Genomic DNA, 16,999 nt, shown 5'->3' with positions numbered 1-16,999 from the left:
ATCCGCGACGGCGGGCACGGGGAGCGGGGCAATCATGAGGGTTGAGTTCGGCTGGTTTCTCGACCGCGCGCCGTGGTCTTTTCAATCCGGTGGCCTGAACACCGTACGAGTGGGCCGCCTCGGCTTTGTGGCACTGCTGCAGACCAGGCTTGGCATCACACGGCCAGAAGTCGCGCACCTTGGGCGCGTGAACCAGTACACCGCGCGTTTGCGGGCACTGGACAGTTCGTCAGCGTGGTTCTCGACCTCCTTTGCCGTGGACCCATGGTCAACCGCTCAGGATCTCCTCTATGCGCGGGATGACCTGGTGGCCAACGGTTGGGACGGCCGTCTTCCCGCAGGCCATCCCTCCAATTTGTTGCAGACTCTGGCGGCGGCCGAGGCGGTCGAACTTCCGCTTGCTCCGGCACTTGCTGACGACGTCGCCGGGCTGACGGCTGCCCTGGAAACTCCACTTCCGCTCGGCATCTCAGCCGTTGCGCTGCAGCACCCGCGGTCCTCCTTTCCCTCAATTTGGCAGGCGATTCTCGGGAAGCTCGAAGTGCGCGGCGTCAGCATCGTGGAGCCGGAACCCACCGCAGCGCCGCCACCACGCATCACGGTTCTGCACGCGGAAACTGAGTGGGAAGCCGCAGAGCACGCTGCCCGGTGGTTGGGTGCCGGCGGTAGCGGTAGCGGTAGCGGTAGCGGTAGCGGTAGCGCGGGCGCTGCGGGCACTGCGGCGAGTACCGCCGTCGTCGTATCGCACCAGACCAACATTCTGGACCATTACCTTTCCGCCCGTGGACTGCCGCGCATCGGCATCGGAGCCAGATCCCGTTGGCGAGCACAGGACCAGATCATCCCGCTCTTCATGGAGATTATTTGGGGTCCGGCGAATGTGCAGTTGCTCAGCGAGTTCCTCGCACTCCCGGTCTCGCCCGTACGGCGTGATGCCGGCCGCGAACTCCTCAAAGCCCTGAAAGAGGAGCCGGGAACCGGTGGCGAAGCGTGGAACGTGGCGCTGCAGGCGATCGCAGAGCTACCCGACTGTGACAGGGAACAGGCCTCCGAGCTCGACGAGCTATTCTCCCGGAATCTCCTGATCGAGCACCACGGTGTCAGCGGCACGCAGATTGCGGCAAAGACCGAATGGCTTGCAAAACGGCTCAATCGGCTCGCTCGTCATCGCACCGAGTTGGCCTCCACCTACGCGCAGCTGCAGACGCTGATTGCCCTGATTTCCGGCCTGCCGTTGGTGTCCCGAACGGACCTTCGGCGGATGATCTCCTCGGTAGTGGCGGAAACCACCAATCCGCTTGCAGCCAGCGAAGCGTCCGACTGGCTGCGGCTTGAGCACCTCACCGAGCTGATGGATCCAGTGGATGACGTCCTGTGGTGGGGATTCCAGAACGCTACGGCGCCACGAACGCGTCGCTGGGACCGTTCCGATATTGAGGCACTCTCTTCGGTGGGCGTGCACCTGCCCTCACCCGAGAGCCTGGCGATGCTGCAGATCACCCAGACAGTCCAGGCCTCGACGCGCTGCCGGAACCTTCTAATCGTCCAGACTGCCCAGCAGGAAGGCGAGCCCACTGAGAACAATCCCCTGCTTGAGGCTTTGGTCGCCGCACAGCCCGCAACCGGTTCGGGGCCATCGCTACGCGAGCAGATCAGGGAATGCACTGTTACACCGGTGCAACTGGTCCAGAACAACCGTTGGGCCTTGGCAGGACGGTCGGCGCGGATGGCCCCCGTCGATCCCGTCCGCGTAGCGCCGCCGCCTCCTGAGTTCGAGCTGGAGCCGCGCGCTGATTTCGCCCCTGACGCGCTGTCCTTCAGCCAGCTCGGCAATCTGCTGGGATGTTCCCTGGCCTGGGTGCTCGACAAGAAAATGCGGCTACGGCCCGCGGATGCCGACAGCGCGCCGAGCGGCAACACCATGATCGGGATCTTCGCGCACAAGCTGGTCGAGGAACTGCATCACGATCTCTCAGCCCAACTCCGCGCCGTCCCCACGCCCGAGGAAATCGACCGCAAGATCGACAAACTCCTGCCGCACCTCGCATCGGAGCTTCTCCTACCAGGGCAAAGCGCAAGGCTGAAGAATCTGCGCGCAGTGCTGTCCTCCAACGTGATGAAGTTCTTCACCTGGGTGAGCGCTGCCGGGATCACCATCCAGGACGTCGAGAAGCCGTTCGAGAAGTTCCTTGAACTCACCGTGGACGGAAAGCAGATGTCGGTTCCGGTGAGAGGCTCCATCGACGTCGCGGGGATAGACGGCGAGGGCAGGCCTGCCGTCATTGACCTGAAATGGAGCAACCGGGACAAGTACCGTCTGGAAGAGGTACGCGAGGGAAAGGCCCTCCAGTTGGCGCTGTACCAGTGGGCGCTCGGTGGGGAAACCGAAGGAGATGTCAGCGAAACTGCGCCGACCGACGGGAATCGATCGGATGGCGTGGGCAGACCCGCCGCTTACTACTTGCTCAAGCAAGGCAGCTTTGCGACCACCCACCCGGGGCTGGGCGGATCGGCAACAGCAGCCGAAGGACCGGACGCCCTGTGGGATTCCGCAGTGAAAGCGGTAACCTTCTCTGTCTCGGAAGTAGTTCATGGCCGTATCTCAGCAACGCCGCTGGTGGACACAGCCCGCGAGGCTGACGGCGGGGAAACCGGTGAGGCCCGGGCAACGGCGGACGGGCGTTTTTATGGCAAACCACCCTGCCGGTTCTGCCACTTCAGCAGGCTCTGCGGATTGGCGGGCGACTTCTCATGAACACCCTCAGCAACGTACTGATGATTTCGGCGAGCGCCGGCACCGGGAAAACGCATGCGCTGACCAACGTCATTGCTGACCGCATCGCCGGCGGCACACCTGCCGCTGCCATCATGGCGACCACCTTCACCAAGAAAGCGGCCGGTGAACTCAAGGAGCGCATAGCGCTGCGCCTGTTGGACGATCAGGGCTCGAGCGCTGACGGGTCCGGCGAACAGAACTCCAGTGAACAGAGTTTGAGCTCTCACAACTCGAGCGCGCCGGATCCCCTGAAGCTGAAGGAAGCAGCACAGCAACTGTCCACAAGCCTCATCGGCACCGTAAACAGCGTCTGCAGCAGGCTCCTCACCGAATACGCCATCGACGCCGGTCTTTCTCCTGCACTTGAAGCCATCGCCGAGGGAGAGCAGGACGGTATTTTCCGGCTCGCCACGGATGAAGTGCTTGCCGACTACTCGGACCAGATCCTGCCGATCGCACGCAGAATGAGCATGGTGGAGGACGACGCGTGGATGGTGCTCGTCCGCGGTATCTGCGATGCGGCCCGCAACAACCTCCTGCAACCACAGGACCTCGCTGCCTGTGCCGAACGTTCCTGGCAGGGCTACCAGAGCGTCCTGGAGGAGCGCGGGACGTATGACGGCAGGCAAGCCTGGCTGGACGGCCTCCGCCTGGCGCTGCCGGAACTTCAGGCCGTGGTGCGTGACGGCGTCGACCCCGCAGGCAAACCCGTCAATGTGGCAGCCAAGAACTTCGCGGAGAACTGGCCCAAGGTTGTCCACCGGATCACCTCGATGGGGGACGTCGAGGACGTCTCCTGGGAGCAATGGCGCGGCGCTGTTCCGGCCTCGTCCTCAAAGCTCATCAAGACCATCTTCGAGCAGCCGATCACTGCATTTTCCGAAGAGCTGCTGAGCAATCCGGCGTTCCACGATGATATTGAGCAGTTCATCCGGCTCATCTACGCATGTGCGGGCAAATGCCTCGAAGCGTTCGAGCGTTTCAAGCACACCCATGGCCTGATGGACTTCGTTGACCAGGAAACCCTGGCCCTCAAACTCGTCCGTGAGAATGAGGCGTTCAGGCAGTCCTTCTCGCAGCGGGTGCAGTTCCTGGTGGTGGATGAATTCCAGGACACCAGTCCCCTTCAACTTGAACTCTTCCTGCAGCTCAGCAGGCTCGTGGATCGCGCCGTCTGGGTGGGTGACCCCAAGCAGGCCATCTACGAGTTCCGCGGAACCGATCCTGAGCTGATGGATGCGGTGGTCTCCAAGGTGACCCAGCGTGAGATGTTGAGCAGCTCCTGGAGGTCTGAACAGGTTCCCCTCGACCTGTCCAACGCAACGTTCATCCCTCTGTTGGCAGCCGTTGGGATGAGCCGCGAGTCCGTGGAGCTCCGTCTGCCGGACGCCCGTGCCGACTGCACCGGCGGGTTCCTGGAAGCGTGGAGCCGGACAGCGGGGAAAGACGAAGAGCGGCTTGCGGCAACCGCCGTCGGTGTCGTTGACCTGTTGCGCCGGCGTCCGGAGCTGGAACCGAAAGAGATCGCCGTGCTGACGCGCACCAATAAGGAAGCGCAGGCAGTGGCAGCAGCGCTGTCCGCACTCGGCATCCGGGCAACGCTCAACAGCCAGCCGCTGCTGAGTTCCCGTGAGGTGCAGTTGGCGCGGGCCGCTCTGGCCTTCGTTGCCGACGCACGTGACACCATCGCACTCAGTGAGGTTGTTGCCCTGCATCCGGGGCACCGGGCACATGAAAAGTGGCAGCAGGCGTTGCTGGCCTCGCCCGAGCCTGCTGAAACCCTCGCGCAATGGGCTGCCGATCCGCTCTGTACAGCGCTCACGGAGCTGAATGAGCGGGCCATCGCGTCTACGCCCACTGAGGTGTTCGAAGAGGTGGTCAGCCTCATCGGCCTCCCGGCGTTGCTGAAGACCTGGTCTGCCCCCGAGACGCGCCTGCGGAACCTCGATGCTGTGCGTGCCGAGTTCAACAACTACTACGAGGCCGCCAAGGCGCTGAAGGCCCCGGCAACCCTGCGCGGTGCACTGCAGTTCCTGTCCGAATCGGAGGCTGTTGCCTCTGACAACTCAGGTGACGACGTCGTTAATGTGATGACGTATCACAAGGCCAAGGGGCTCGAGTGGCCGGTGGTCATTATGGAGAGCCTGGACCGCGAAGTGGGCGCCCGTGCGTTCGGTGTGGCGGTGCAGTCCGACGGCGAGTTCGACCTCGATGAACCTCTTGCCGGACGCTGGATCCGGTTCTGGCCCTCTCCCTTCCCGTACAAGGGCTCACCGCTGGATGCCGCAGCGAAATCGAGCGCCGTCCTCATGGCCAATGAGGACCGCGAACGCCGCAACGCAGCGCGCCTCATGTATGTGGGCATGACCCGGTCCATCAACACCACCGTCCTCACCGCAAAGGGCAGCTCGCCGCTTGGGTTGAATGACCTCGGCATCACCGGCCTGATCAAGTGGTCGGGCGAGAAGCATGACGGCGTGATCACGGTAAACGGGAAGGAACTGCCGGCGTATGTGCAGACCTACGTTGCAGAGGACGCACCGGAGAGCGTCACCTCCGCCTCATCTATCCAGTATGACGACGCCGCTGCCGCTCCCCTAGCCGGGTCCTATCTGCCCGCGCGAATCAAGGCGAGCGCCCAGACAACCACGAACGGGACCGACGCCGACGCACTTATTCATGAGCATGCGAACCTCGGTGACCCGCTGGCCACCAGGGGAGACGAACGATGGGCCTCCGTGGGTTCGGCCGTCCACGCGTACCTCGGCACGGAGTACACAGCGCTCGATCGTGCCGCGCAGCTCGGGGTCGCCAAGCAGATTCTTGACCGCTGGCAGGTGGGCGACCTCATCGACGTCGAACTGCTCCTCACCTCGGGCGACCGGTTCGCGGAATATCTGACGTCGATGTATCCGGGAGCGTCGATCCTCCGAGAGGTGCCGATCTCTTGGCGCACTGGGCAGAACCAGTACATGGAAGGCTGGATCGACCTGCTCATTGAACTGCCCGAGGGTTTTGTCCTGATCGACCACAAGAGCTACCCCGGTGAGGATCCGGCGAAACATATCCGCAAGGAAAACCTCGGGCAGATGGAAACGTACCGTCAGGCACTCCTCGATGTGACCGGAAAGCCGGTCATCGAGACACTGATCCACCTGCCGGCCCTCGGCAAGGTGTACAGAATTGACTGAGCACACCGTCCACTGCATCCCAGAGAAGCCCACCTTCGATGACGGCCAGTCGGCCGAGCGGGCCGTCTGGCAGGTGCTGAAGGCAGCGTTGCCGGATGGCGTGGTGTTGGCGCATTCGGTTCAGGTACGGCACGGAAGCTCCGAACACGAGATCGATCTGCTCGTCCTGTGGCCCGGAGTCGGCATGGCAGCCATCGAGGTCAAGGATGGCCTGGTCAGTGTGGACAAGGGGCAGTGGTACCAGTCGGACCGCTCCGGGAAACATCCGATCCAGAGCCCGCTGGTGCAATCCCAGGGCTCCAAGCATGCGTTCCAGGAGTGGATCGGCGGGCAGCTGGGCAACGTGCTGACCAGCCGCTTCGCCTACATGGCCTGCCTTCCCTACACCTCCGTACCCCGCGACTGGACGCTCAGCGGAGCTCCGCGGACGCTGATTCTGGATCGAGAGGACCTGACCGGAGCAGCCGAGAAAATCCGGTCCGCTATCGAAACGGAAGCCAGCGGCGCAACGCCGCTGGCGGCGTCGTACCTGGCACGGATTGTGCGGAAGCTGGAAGGAACATTCGACTCCCTGCCCAGTGACAGCGCGAACACCGCCGAAAGCGAAGACCTGCAGGACCAGTTGACCGAGCGGCAGGACACCCTGCTGACCGCTACCCGGGATATCCCACGCATCCGCTTCACAGGGGGCGCCGGCAGCGGCAAGACGTGGCTTGCCCTCGCCAAGACGCAGGAGCTCTGTAAGTCAGGCAAACGAGTTGGGGTCTTCTGCTACAACAAGGGCCTGGGAATGCACCTGCAAAACAAGGTGAGCTCCTGGCGGCAGAGACAACCGGCGTTCACCGGAGAGTTTCACGAATATGTGCGGTCCCTCGGGGTGCCGGACGGAGAAGGGCAGTCCTACTTTGACGAGGAGATGCCTCAACTTCTCAAGGACAGGGCCGCTCACCTTCTGATGGACCAGAAGTTTGACGCCGTAGTTGTGGATGAAGCTCAGGACTTTGCGCCGCTGTGGTGGGAAGCACTGTTCCAGTGCCTGAAGGATCCGCACTCCAGCGAGATCTACGCCTTCATGGACGACCGGCAGGATGTCTACCACCGCAGCGGCGGAACCGCTGACTTCACCAACGGACCGCTGGCCGGCCTGGTGCCGATTCATGTGGACGACAATCTCCGCAACACCCGCCGCATCGCCCTGACCTTCAAACCCCTGGCCGGTAAGCACTTCACCCCGCGCGGGAACACCGGGATGCCGGTGCGGCGCGTGGACTGTACTACGGAAAAGGCCCTGGACCGCGCCTCGGATTGCGTGGATGCGCTGATCGACGAGGGCTGGCCGGCGCACCAGATAGCGCTGCTGACCACCAACCATCGGCACCCCATTCACCTACAGCACCACGAAGGCGGCACAACCCTCGAGTACTGGAACGAGTTCCACGCGAAGGAAGCCGAGTTCTATGGCCATGTACTCGGCTTCAAGGGACTTGAGCGATCAGTGGTCATTCTTTGCGTAGACGGATTCAAGAACCTGGAGCGGGCAGCCGAGCAGCTCTATGTCGGCATGTCGAGGGCGCGTAGTTTGCTGATCATCGTGGGCAATTCAGACCTCATTGCCCAGGGCGGCGGCAGGGAGCTCGCTCAGGCTCTTCGGACATGCGAGGTGTGGAACCCGGTGGTGGGCGGGTGAACTCAGACACAGCACTGCCCCCGCACCACACGGGCACAGGGGCAGCACAAGCAAAAGAACGACGGCGGGGTCACACCACCTCAAGTGCCTCCGCGATCGGGGTTTCGCCGGTGTTGAACTGGATAAACTTCCCAACAGTTCCCGGGTTGTTCAGCACCGATGCAGCCACCTGCGCCACGTCCTCACGGGCCACTGAATCCTGCTGCGGCTCGGCCGACACTTCGATGGTTCCCTTGCCGGGATCCGTGGTCAGCGCGCCCGGGCCGAGGATGGTCCACTCGAGGTCAGTCCCGCGCAGGTACTCGTCTGCCGCAGCCTTCGCCTCCGCGTAATGGAAGAATCCATTGTCCTCGGGTACGCCGTGATCCTTCCGTGCGCCGATGTAGGAAACCATTACGTACCGGTTGACGCCGGCCTCTTTCGCGGCATCCATGGAACGAATCGCGGCGTCCCGGTCGATGGCGTAGGTTGCCTCAGGGCTACTGCCGCCCGAACCCGCGGACCACACCACCGCATCATGCCCACGCACGACGTCGGCCAGCTCGCCCACCGTCAACTGAGTCACATCCGCGATCACCGGCTTCGCTCCTGTGTCCTCGATGTCGGCTGACTGATCGGGATTGCGAATGATCGAGCTGACTTCATGACCGGCTCCGGACAGGATCCGCGACAGGTGCAACGCCACTTTCCCGTGGCCTCCAATGATGGCAATGCGTGACATATCCGCTCCTTTTCGTTGGGTGTCTTGTCCTTGGCAACACCACGAAACCGCTGGGCATTCCAACGGGATGTCCGCCACCAAAGAATGGGGCGTTGCCGCCGCGCAGCTTTTCAGCAGGATTGGCCCAAAACAGGAGATGAGCCACAATCCGTAGGGAAAACTGACTCTGGGAAGGCCTGCCCTAGGAGAAAGAGACACACACATGGGGGTACTGGACCGCGAATGGTCCCGGAAGGATGACGTGCCGCCGTTGTCGGGCGGGATGCGGCCGTCGTCGTCAGTGCCGCCGTTGTCGGGCGGGATGCGGCAATCCAGCTCGGGGCGCGTTCCGCAATGGGCGCTCGAGGAAGCGCTGAACGAACAGCTTCGCGCGTACGCAGCTGAGAACGGCGGGAGGCGGGTTCGGGGAGAGCGCCGCCGTCGTCGTCGTGAGCGGTCTTCAGTCCGGAAGCTGCGGGTCCGCACCGGGGTGCTCATCGCGTTTGTTCTTGCCCTCTATCTGACTCCCACCGTCTTCGAGCGCGACATCTTCCCGGATGTACTTCCACATCTGCCCTGGTCCAACGTGCCGCCGCGCGGTGTGGAAGCAGCAGCAGCGCCGCTGGGGACGCCGCCGCCGTCGACAGGTTCTGCTCAGTACAAGCTGTTTGAGTACCCCGGCCTCCGGCAGGAATTTGTCGCCTATGACCCGTGCCGGCCCGTGCACTATGTGATCCGTCCCGATTTTGCGCCGGCTGGAACCGAGGGGATCGTTCAGGAAGCCGTTGCCGAGGTGGCTGCCGCGACCGGGCTAACCTTCGTCTTCGACGGGCCAACAACCGAAGCTCCAAGCCCTGAGAGCCGCGACTCCTACCAACCTGAGCTGTACGGCAAGCGCTGGGCACCGGTCCTGATCACGTGGACCAGCCCGGCCGAAGTGCCGGATCTCGCCGGTCCCACAGCCGGACTCGGCGGCAGTGAGGTAGCGCAGCGTCCGGACAAGCCCATAGTTCTCGTGGCGGGTCAGGTGATGCTCGATGCGCCGGCCATGACCGAGATCCTCGGGTATCCGGGCGGGCGCGACCACGTGAGGGCCATCGTCATCCACGAGTTGGGGCACGTGCTCGGTCTCGACCACGTGGATGATCCGAACCAGCTCATGTATGAGGAGACCCGGGAGCTGACCACCCTCGCAGACGGGGATCTTGCCGGTCTGGCGAAGCTCGGCGCAGGGCCGTGTGTGCCGGAGCTCTAAGACCCTTGACGCCAGCTCACCGCGGCTCCACAGTGGGCCAATGACCGTTCCGTTCCAGTCGGGCCCCGCCGAACTCCAACATCCCCGATTCGCGCGTGCCTATGCCCGGGCTGTGGAGGGAATGAACCGCAGGGGCGCCGATGAACACCGCCGCGCGCTCCTGGCGGACTTGACCGGTGTTGTGGTCGAGATCGGTGCCGGTGAGGGATCGAATTTCGCACACTATCCGCGCACGGTCACCGAGGTTCTGGCGGTCGAACCGGACGATCACCTCAGGTCCATCGCCATCCGCCGGGCGTCCGGTGCGCCGGTTCCCGTTCGAGTGGTCACCGGCACGGCCGAAAGCATTCCGGCTGAGGATGGCAGTGCGGACGCTGTTGTCGCGAGCCTCGTACTGTGCAGCGTGCCGGACCAGGCTGTTGCACTGGCTGAAGCGCGCAGGGTGCTGCGCCCGGGCGGGATTCTGGCCTTCTACGAGCACGTCCGCTCGGACCGGAAAGTCCTCGCTGCCCTCGAGGACGTGATGACACCCCTGTGGCAACGAGCTGCCGGCGGCTGCCACCCCAACCGGGACACGCTGCAAGCAATCAGCGCCGCCGGCTTCGACATCAGGGACAACGAGCGCTTCGGGTTCTCGGTTCAGCCGTTGGCCCCGCGCGTTGCGCACATCCTCGGTCACGCGGTTGCCCCTTGAGCAGGAGTTCCGGGACCCTGCGAGCGCCGGTCCGGGCCGAATCTACAACGGCGGTTCAAGCCCCACCAGCGCAACCGCCAACCCGTACGCAGCGCCCATGACCACCAGTTCACCGGCCGCCAGCCTTCCGAAATCGGCACAGCTGAATGTGGTTCCCGCAAGCAGACGACGGCGGTGCAACGCCCCGAACCCGATCAGCCCTCCCAGCGCAACCACCTTCAACAACAGCACCAGGCCATACAGGGAACCAGGCAGCACCGTCAGGTCCGGTACCCGCACGAGTGCGCTGACCACACCGCTGATAGTGACCACCGCTGCGCAGATCAGCGCGACGCGGCTGAACCGCTTCACCGCGGCGTGCAGCACCTCAACCCGGTACAGCGCCAGCCATCCGAGACCCGCAAGCCCACCGACCCACACCGATGCTGCCGCTATGTGCCCGGTCATGCTGAACATCGCGAGACCGTGCCCCGACTCGGAAGCGGCGTGTCCGCCGAGGGCCAGCGTAGTGGTGCCCGCAACGGCCAGGAACAGTGCCATTCTCAATGCAGTGGAGGTCCGAGCAAACCCCGCCATGACAGCGCTGGCCAGCAGGAATCCGATCTGCGCAATCAACGCACGCCCCGACGCGAGCTGATCCAGAAAGACCCCGAAGTCCGCGAACCCTGCCCCCTGCAACGGGCCCTCACCCAGCACGTCGAAGTAGGTCCAGAGCAGGAACAACCCACACACGACGACGGCGGCCAGCGCCGCCACACTCCCCCGCCTCCCGAGCCGCACGGCTAAGGGGGCGAGAACTTCCGAACCGGCGTCGTCGCCTTGGGGGTTGCCTGCGGGTAACAGGACGCCAACGCACAACAGTGCAATCGCCGTCAGGCTCGTGAGGTGCACCAGCACGCGCACCAGCGGCAAAGTCCAGCCGACAAAGTTGGCGGTGCCGTCGTCGTCGGACAGTCCGAAAAGTGCCAGCGGAATCAATGCCGCCGCCAACACGGCCACCGAAATGGCACTGAGGAAATGTCGGGAGGGCACACCGACAGCGTGCGCTGTTCGAGGGAACACCTGCATCCCAGCCTTCCGGACGGTCAGTACGCCTCAGCATCGGCACAGCTCAGAGACGGTCCTCCGATCCTAGGCCAGCGTGCGGCCGTGGACCCGCAGTGGGCCCGGCCGTGGACCCGCGAATGACCCCGCCGCTGATCGATCACAGCGACGGGGTCCTCCTGATTTACTCAGGTCATCCGGTGACGGCGGTCAGCTCGTTCGGAGTCTGCTTCAGTTCACCGGTTCCGGTGATTTCCCCGGATTCCACATCAACTGCATGGATGGAGTTGGTTGACGGGTCGGTGATGTAGGCAGTGTGGTCTTCGACAAAGATGGTTGGTCGCGGTTGCTGCCATTCGAGCGGTTCCTCCCACTCCCCAATCACCGGGAAACTGTTGGTCACCTCGGCGGTCTCAGGGTCAATCACGTGCAGCGAGCCGTCCGTGCCCAGGACCAGCGCTTCACCATGCGGACCGCGGGCCAGTGACCGGAAGCTGTAACTCGTGCCGAGCTCAACCAGCGTGAGGGAGCGAGCGGAGCGGGTAGTCACACTCGAGGGCGGCCTCGTCATCTCCGATACAGGATCGATGTTCCGGCCGGCGATCAGCGCTACCCTGACTTCGTGACCGTTGTTATTGACCATGCCACCGCGAACGACGCCGGCCCCCTCGCCACCCTGGCTGCCGTCACCTTCCCGCTCGCTTGTCCACCGACGTCGCACCCCGACGACATTGCACACTTCATCGCATCAGAGCTTTCCGAGGAACGGTTCACCCAGCACATAGCGGACCCTGACAAGATCTTGCTATGCCTGCGGGAGGACGGCCACCTTCTTGCCTGGAGCACGTTGGTCAAAGGACTTCCCAAGGACGAGCAGGTGCGGTCTTCTCTCTCGCTTTTCCCGACCATCGAGCTGAGCAAGTTCTATGTGCACCCGTCGCATCACGGACAGGGCTCCTCGTCGCACCTCATGGAAGCGTCACTGGAGATCGCGGCGAAGGGAACCGGCGCGAAGGGAATCTGGCTCGGCACCAATGACCGCAATGCCCGTGCAGTCCGATTTTATGAGAAGCACGGATTCACCCGCGTGGGGGCAAAGACGTTTCAGCTTGGACGGAACGTGGAAACGGACTTCGTGCTGGAGCGCGCGTTGGGCTGAGTGGGGTTTGGCGGGATTGTGCCAGTCGAGCGGCGTGCGGCTTGAGCAGGGGGCCTACCCCCACGCCGGGGTGTGGATAAGTCGGTTTGACTTGTCCTGCACATTGGTGGTTTTCGGTCGCGGTTAGTACACGTGTTCGATAAAATTTTGGGTATGGCCGTCGCACTGCTCGAACCCCGCCCGGAGGACACGTCTCTCCTGGATGGAATGCGTTCGGACCTACAGGTCTTTGCGCAGCAGCTGGAATCGACATACCTGACGCTTAGCCCGCAGGAGGCCGCGGTGACCCTGGTGGAGGTCGAGCAGCTCTCCAACCTGGTCGATCACTTGCAGACTGTGGTTGCCCGTGCCGCTGAGGACCACCAACTCGCTACCGTTGACGCCCTAGATCCGTACAAGAACACTGCGGACTATTTGCGGGCGAAAATCGGTATCAGCCGCTCCGAAGCCAACCGCCGGTTACGCCTCGGACACGACGTCCTGCCCGAAGTTCCCGGGCCAGGCGCCGCGCTCGTGCCCACCCTGGGCGTGCTGGCTGAAGCCACCAGTGCCGGAGCGGTCAGCAGCCGTGCCGCCACCATCATCGCCAACGCCGTACACCGGGTCTCCACCGTCGCGACCGGCCGTGAGCTGGATGCCATGGAAGAGCACCTGGTCCGCCAGGCCGTTGAGTCCGACGAAGACGTCCTGCGGGTCCTCGCCCAACGCTGGGAAGACATCATCGACCAGGACGGCACCGAGCCCACCGAGAAGACCCTCCGCGCACGCCAGGGTGTGTTCCTGCGCGGTAGGCGCCACGGCCTGCACTTCATGGAAATCGGCGCCACCGACGAACAATACGAACACCTCATCACCGTCATGAACACCGCCACCAACCCCAGAACTCAGGGCACCGTTTCAGCGCCCGACGAGCCGACCCGTGAACAGAACCTGCTCGACGGACTCGTCTCAGCATGCCGGATCGCACTGGCAGGTGATGGTCTTCCAGCGACCGGAGGACACCGACCCCAGGTAATGGTCACCATCAACTACCGCGACCTCCTCAAAGACCTGACAGACAGCGGACACGACGGGCACGGCGGACATGACGGGCACTCGGTCTTCGCCCAACAGATAAGTGCCCGCAGCATCCGCAAGCTCGCCTGCGATGCCGACATCCTCCCGCTCGTCCTCGGCGGGAAGGGGCAGGTCTTGGACATCGGCCGTGCCCAACGTCTCTTCCCACCGCATCTGCGACGGGCGCTCGTGGCAAGGGACAAGGGGTGCGCGTTCCCCGACTGCACCACGCCCGCAACCTGGTGCGAAGCCCACCACATCATTCCCTGGGCTGCAGGCGGGACCACCACCATCAGCGACGGCGTGCTGCTCTGCACCCGACACCACCACCAGATCCACGAAGGAAACTGGACAGTCGAATCAGTCAACGGAATCCCCTGGTTCAGACCACCCAAATACCACGACCCGCAACGAACACCCAGACGCAACCGCTACTGGCAAGTAGAACAAGCCATCCACAACCAACTTGCAGACACGGTCAGTCACGTGTCCACGAGCATCGGTACGGCACCACCCTGATCAGCGGAAATGCCGCCGTAGCCGGCGTCTGAGCGAGCGCAGCACCGCCAAGTCAACTGTGCCCCGAGCGCGTGGCAGAGGTGACAGAACCGCGAGCGCACGTGGCAGGCGTCGATTCCAGATCAGGCGGCCCTCGGATCCTGCTCCCCCATCAGGCAGTTTTCAAGTCCGAGTCCGGATCAGTGAGCACAGCCCGGTCCACAGCCCTGCCGCTCCGGATGAGATCCTGAATTTCCTCCTGCACGTCCCACACATTGACGTTCATGCCGGCTACCACCCGGTCCTCGCGGAGCCAGAAGGCAACAAATTCGCGATCTTCGAGGCTGCCCCGGACCACCACGTCCGCATCTTTTGTCAGGGCACCGTAGCCGGAATACTCCATGCCCAGATCGAACTGGTCTGTGTAGAAGTACGGAATGTCGTCCAGCACAGCGTCTCGGCCGAGCATCGACTGTGCGGCCACTTTCCCGCCGCTAATAGCGTTTGCCCAATGCTCACTGCGGGCATACTGGCCCGTGACAGGATGCAGCGCGCTGGCCACATCCCCAGCTGCAAAGATGCCCTCGGCACTGGTCCGCAGCCCCGAATCGACCTGAATACCGTTCCCGATGGTAAGCCCGGCTTCCTCTGCAAGCGCCGTCTGCGGCACCACGCCAATGGCGATCACAACAAGATCCGCGGACAAGGTTTCACCCGCATCGGTCACTACTGCAGTGACACGGCCTGCATCGTCACCCCTGATCTCTTTCGCCGAAGCCGGCAGCCTGAACTGAACACCAGCTTCACTATGGCGATCCATGAAGACGGTGCCAAGCCTGGGTCCGATCGCCGCACTCATCGGGACCTCTTCCAACCCGAGCAAGGTGACCTCATTGCCGAGTTCCCGTGCAGTTGCGGCAACCTCCATACCGATCCAGCCGGAACCGATAAGCACGAGGTGACGGCCACCTCCTGCCAACTCTAAGTGAAGACGCTGGCTATCCGTTTTCGTACGGAAGTAGTGCACCCCCTCGAGGTCGGTACCTGGCACATTAAGTTGCCGGGGAGCAGCGCCCGTGGCGAGCAGGAGCCGACCATAGGAAAGCGAACGGCCGCTCGACAAAGCAACAGTACGGGCGGTGGGATCCACACTGACCGCCTCATCCGAGGTGAGGAGTTCGACGTCGTTCTCTGCGTACCACTTCTCGGGATAGGGCAGGAGTGACTCCTCGCTCTCCTTGCCGGCAAGGAATCCCTTCGACAGCGGCGGACGCAGATAGGGCGCCTGACCTTCCGCCCCAACGAGGACCACAGGACCAGTGAAGCCTTCTTCGCGCAAAGTTGCGGCCGCCGTCGCGCCCGTCAGGCCTGCCCCAATGATCACCATTGCGTCATCAGATGCCGGGAAACTGGTGTTGTCCATGGATACTCTCTCTTCTGGTGGGGTGGCCTGCGAATGCGCGGTGCCACGAAGCGTTGATTCGGGCAGAAGCGTTAGTTTGGAAATTGGTCGCGTAGCGGGCCCCCGACTGCGAGGTCGCCGTAGAACGTCGCCGTCCGGGTAGTGGTACCGGCACTCTGCACACCGCGCAACGACATGCACAGGTGCTCTGCCTCCAGCACCACACCGACTCCACGCGGATTGAGCAGGTCCAACAGCCAGTCCGCCACCTGCTTGGTGAGCCGCTCCTGCACCTGAAGGTCACGTGAAAACATCTCCAGTGCCCGCGCCAGTTTGGACAGACCGAGAAGTCGTTCCCCCGGCAGATAGCCGATATGCGCGATTCCCCTGAATGGCAACAGATGATGCTGGCACAGTGAATTGAATGGGATGTTCTTTACGAGCACCAGGTCGTTGTACCCCTCGTCATTCGGGAAGGTAGTCCACGAGGTGGTCCGGGGTGTCAGCATTTCCTCGAAAGCGCCCGCCACGCGGCGCGGGGTATCGCTGAGGTGCGGATCATTCACGTCCCGCCCGAGCGCACGCAGCAAGTCGGCCACCGCCAACCTCACTGCTGGCAGATCGATAGCCCCGACAGAGCTGTCCTGCTCAATGTCGTCTTCCAACAGCCGGAGCGCAACCTCTGAATGCGATGACATGGCGTCCCTCTTTCTAAATATTGTATTGTTGACTTTAGAAGCGCACACTGAAGAAGTCAATGGTGAACAAACTCCAGATAGGCTCGGCATATGTCTGACTTCGAGGGCAATCCAGGCCCGGCAGCCCGCTCAGGTCGCGGCGCATCAGATGCCACGCTGCGCCTACACGCCAACCTTGATGAGCGGCTGGAGTCGGTAGCAACCCTTGGTGACCCTGTCCGACGCGAGGTGTACCAAACCCTCCAGCGCAACGCCGAAGCAATGACCCGAAACCAGCTGGCAGAACTCACCGGGCTTTCGTCCAGTACCTTGCTGTTCCACTTGGAGAAGTTGGTGAATGCAGGACTCCTCAACGTGGAGTTCCGGAAACTCGGTGAACGTAGCGGACCGGGGTCAGGCAGACCGGCAAAGCTATATCAGCTTGCTCATGCAGAGGTGACGGCATCGGTTCCGGACCGCCGCTACGACCTCGCCGCCGAGCTGATGGCGGCCGCAATCGAAGCTTCCATTCGCGAGAACGTTGCCATCCAGCCTGCGCTGTCAAAAACCGCGTACGACGCCGGTCGTCGCCTTGGCCTGAAAGCCGGCAGCATCGACGGAGTGCTTGATTCGTCCGGCTACGAACCGCATCCGGACGGAGATGGTGGCTTCCTGTTGCACAACTGCCCCTTCCATCGACTGTCGCGCAGCCATTCGGAGGTGGTGTGCGGAATGAACGGCGCGCTTCTCTCCGGCGCACTCGAAGGCAGTGGCGACGTCACACACGCGGTAACGCCTGACCCCGAGGGACCTCACTGCTGCGCACGCATCACCCGGCGCACCGACGCCAGGTAAGCTGC

Annotated in this window: 13 protein-coding genes; 8 read left to right on the top strand and 5 right to left on the bottom strand. The window is 63.2% G+C overall.

The features are described 5' to 3' along the window. Positions 1–34: 34 nt before the first annotated feature. The 3 genes from ACZ2GY_RS03210 to ACZ2GY_RS03200 are packed head-to-tail and all read left to right on the top strand — an operon-like array spanning position 35 to position 7,654. A complete protein-coding gene (locus ACZ2GY_RS03210) occupies positions 35–2,755 on the top strand; it encodes a PD-(D/E)XK nuclease family protein (protein ID WP_471672967.1) in 2,721 nt (906 codons plus the stop codon). Continuing rightward, positions 2,752–5,967: a UvrD-helicase domain-containing protein gene (locus tag ACZ2GY_RS03205; RefSeq protein ID WP_471672966.1), complete on the top strand. Its 3,216-nt coding sequence runs from the start codon at positions 2,752–2,754 to the stop codon at positions 5,965–5,967. The genes ACZ2GY_RS03210 and ACZ2GY_RS03205 overlap by 4 nt, the downstream gene beginning before the upstream one ends. Next, positions 5,960–7,654 carry a nuclease-related domain-containing DEAD/DEAH box helicase gene (locus ACZ2GY_RS03200; protein WP_471672965.1) on the top strand — a complete coding sequence of 565 codons (1,695 nt, stop codon included), beginning with the start codon at positions 5,960–5,962 and terminating at the stop codon, positions 7,652–7,654. Before ACZ2GY_RS03205 ends, ACZ2GY_RS03200 begins: the two co-directional genes overlap by 8 nt. 70 nt (positions 7,655–7,724) lie before the next feature. Here ACZ2GY_RS03200 and ACZ2GY_RS03195 read toward each other — a convergent pair whose 3' ends face one another. Further along, the gene (locus ACZ2GY_RS03195) at positions 7,725–8,375 is read right to left on the bottom strand and encodes an SDR family oxidoreductase (protein WP_471672964.1); all 651 of its coding nucleotides are present in this window, start codon (positions 8,373–8,375) and stop codon (positions 7,725–7,727) included. Positions 8,376–8,577: 202 nt separating this feature from the next. Here ACZ2GY_RS03195 and ACZ2GY_RS03190 point away from each other — a divergent pair, with 202 nt between their 5' ends. Further along, positions 8,578–9,609, top strand: coding sequence for a matrixin family metalloprotease (locus ACZ2GY_RS03190; protein WP_471672963.1), 1,032 nt, complete (start codon positions 8,578–8,580; stop codon positions 9,607–9,609). Positions 9,610–9,649: 40 nt separating this feature from the next. Next, the gene (locus ACZ2GY_RS03185; RefSeq protein WP_471672962.1) at positions 9,650–10,303 is read left to right on the top strand and encodes a class I SAM-dependent methyltransferase; all 654 of its coding nucleotides are present in this window, start codon (positions 9,650–9,652) and stop codon (positions 10,301–10,303) included. Between the two features lie 42 nt (positions 10,304–10,345). Here the strand turns inward: ACZ2GY_RS03185 and ACZ2GY_RS03180 are convergent, their stop codons facing one another. Continuing rightward, entirely contained in the window at positions 10,346–11,335 is a 990-nt protein-coding gene (locus tag ACZ2GY_RS03180; protein ID WP_471672961.1) for a copper resistance D family protein, read from the bottom strand. 205 nt (positions 11,336–11,540) lie between these two features. Beyond that, complete coding sequence (locus ACZ2GY_RS03175; protein WP_471672960.1) at positions 11,541–11,990, bottom strand: hypothetical protein; 450 nt, start codon at positions 11,988–11,990, stop codon at positions 11,541–11,543. Here ACZ2GY_RS03175 and ACZ2GY_RS03170 point away from each other — a divergent pair. Then, the gene (locus tag ACZ2GY_RS03170; protein WP_277357015.1) at positions 11,970–12,506 is read left to right on the top strand and encodes a GNAT family N-acetyltransferase; all 537 of its coding nucleotides are present in this window, start codon (positions 11,970–11,972) and stop codon (positions 12,504–12,506) included. The genes ACZ2GY_RS03175 and ACZ2GY_RS03170 overlap by 21 nt on opposite strands. A gap of 153 nt (positions 12,507–12,659) precedes the next feature. Next, complete coding sequence (locus tag ACZ2GY_RS03165; protein ID WP_471672959.1) at positions 12,660–14,081, top strand: HNH endonuclease signature motif containing protein; 1,422 nt, start codon at positions 12,660–12,662, stop codon at positions 14,079–14,081. Positions 14,082–14,232: 151 nt separating this feature from the next. Here the strand turns inward: ACZ2GY_RS03165 and ACZ2GY_RS03160 are convergent, their stop codons facing one another. After that, a complete protein-coding gene (locus ACZ2GY_RS03160; RefSeq protein WP_471672958.1) occupies positions 14,233–15,483 on the bottom strand; it encodes an NAD(P)/FAD-dependent oxidoreductase in 1,251 nt (416 codons plus the stop codon). A 71-nt stretch (positions 15,484–15,554) separates the two neighbouring features. Continuing rightward, positions 15,555–16,160 carry a GTP cyclohydrolase I gene (gene folE / locus ACZ2GY_RS03155; protein WP_471672957.1) on the bottom strand — a complete coding sequence of 202 codons (606 nt, stop codon included), beginning with the start codon at positions 16,158–16,160 and terminating at the stop codon, positions 15,555–15,557. Positions 16,161–16,250: 90 nt separating this feature from the next. On the opposite strand from folE, the gene ACZ2GY_RS03150 reads away from it, so the two are divergent. Beyond that, entirely contained in the window at positions 16,251–16,994 is a 744-nt protein-coding gene (locus tag ACZ2GY_RS03150; RefSeq protein ID WP_471672956.1) for a helix-turn-helix transcriptional regulator, read from the top strand. The last annotated feature ends 5 nt before the right edge of the window (positions 16,995–16,999 follow it).

Source organism: Arthrobacter sp. KKT183, from assembly GCF_055657625.1.
Note: the sequence above shows the minus strand (reverse complement) of the source record. Positions and strands in the feature narration are given on the sequence as shown.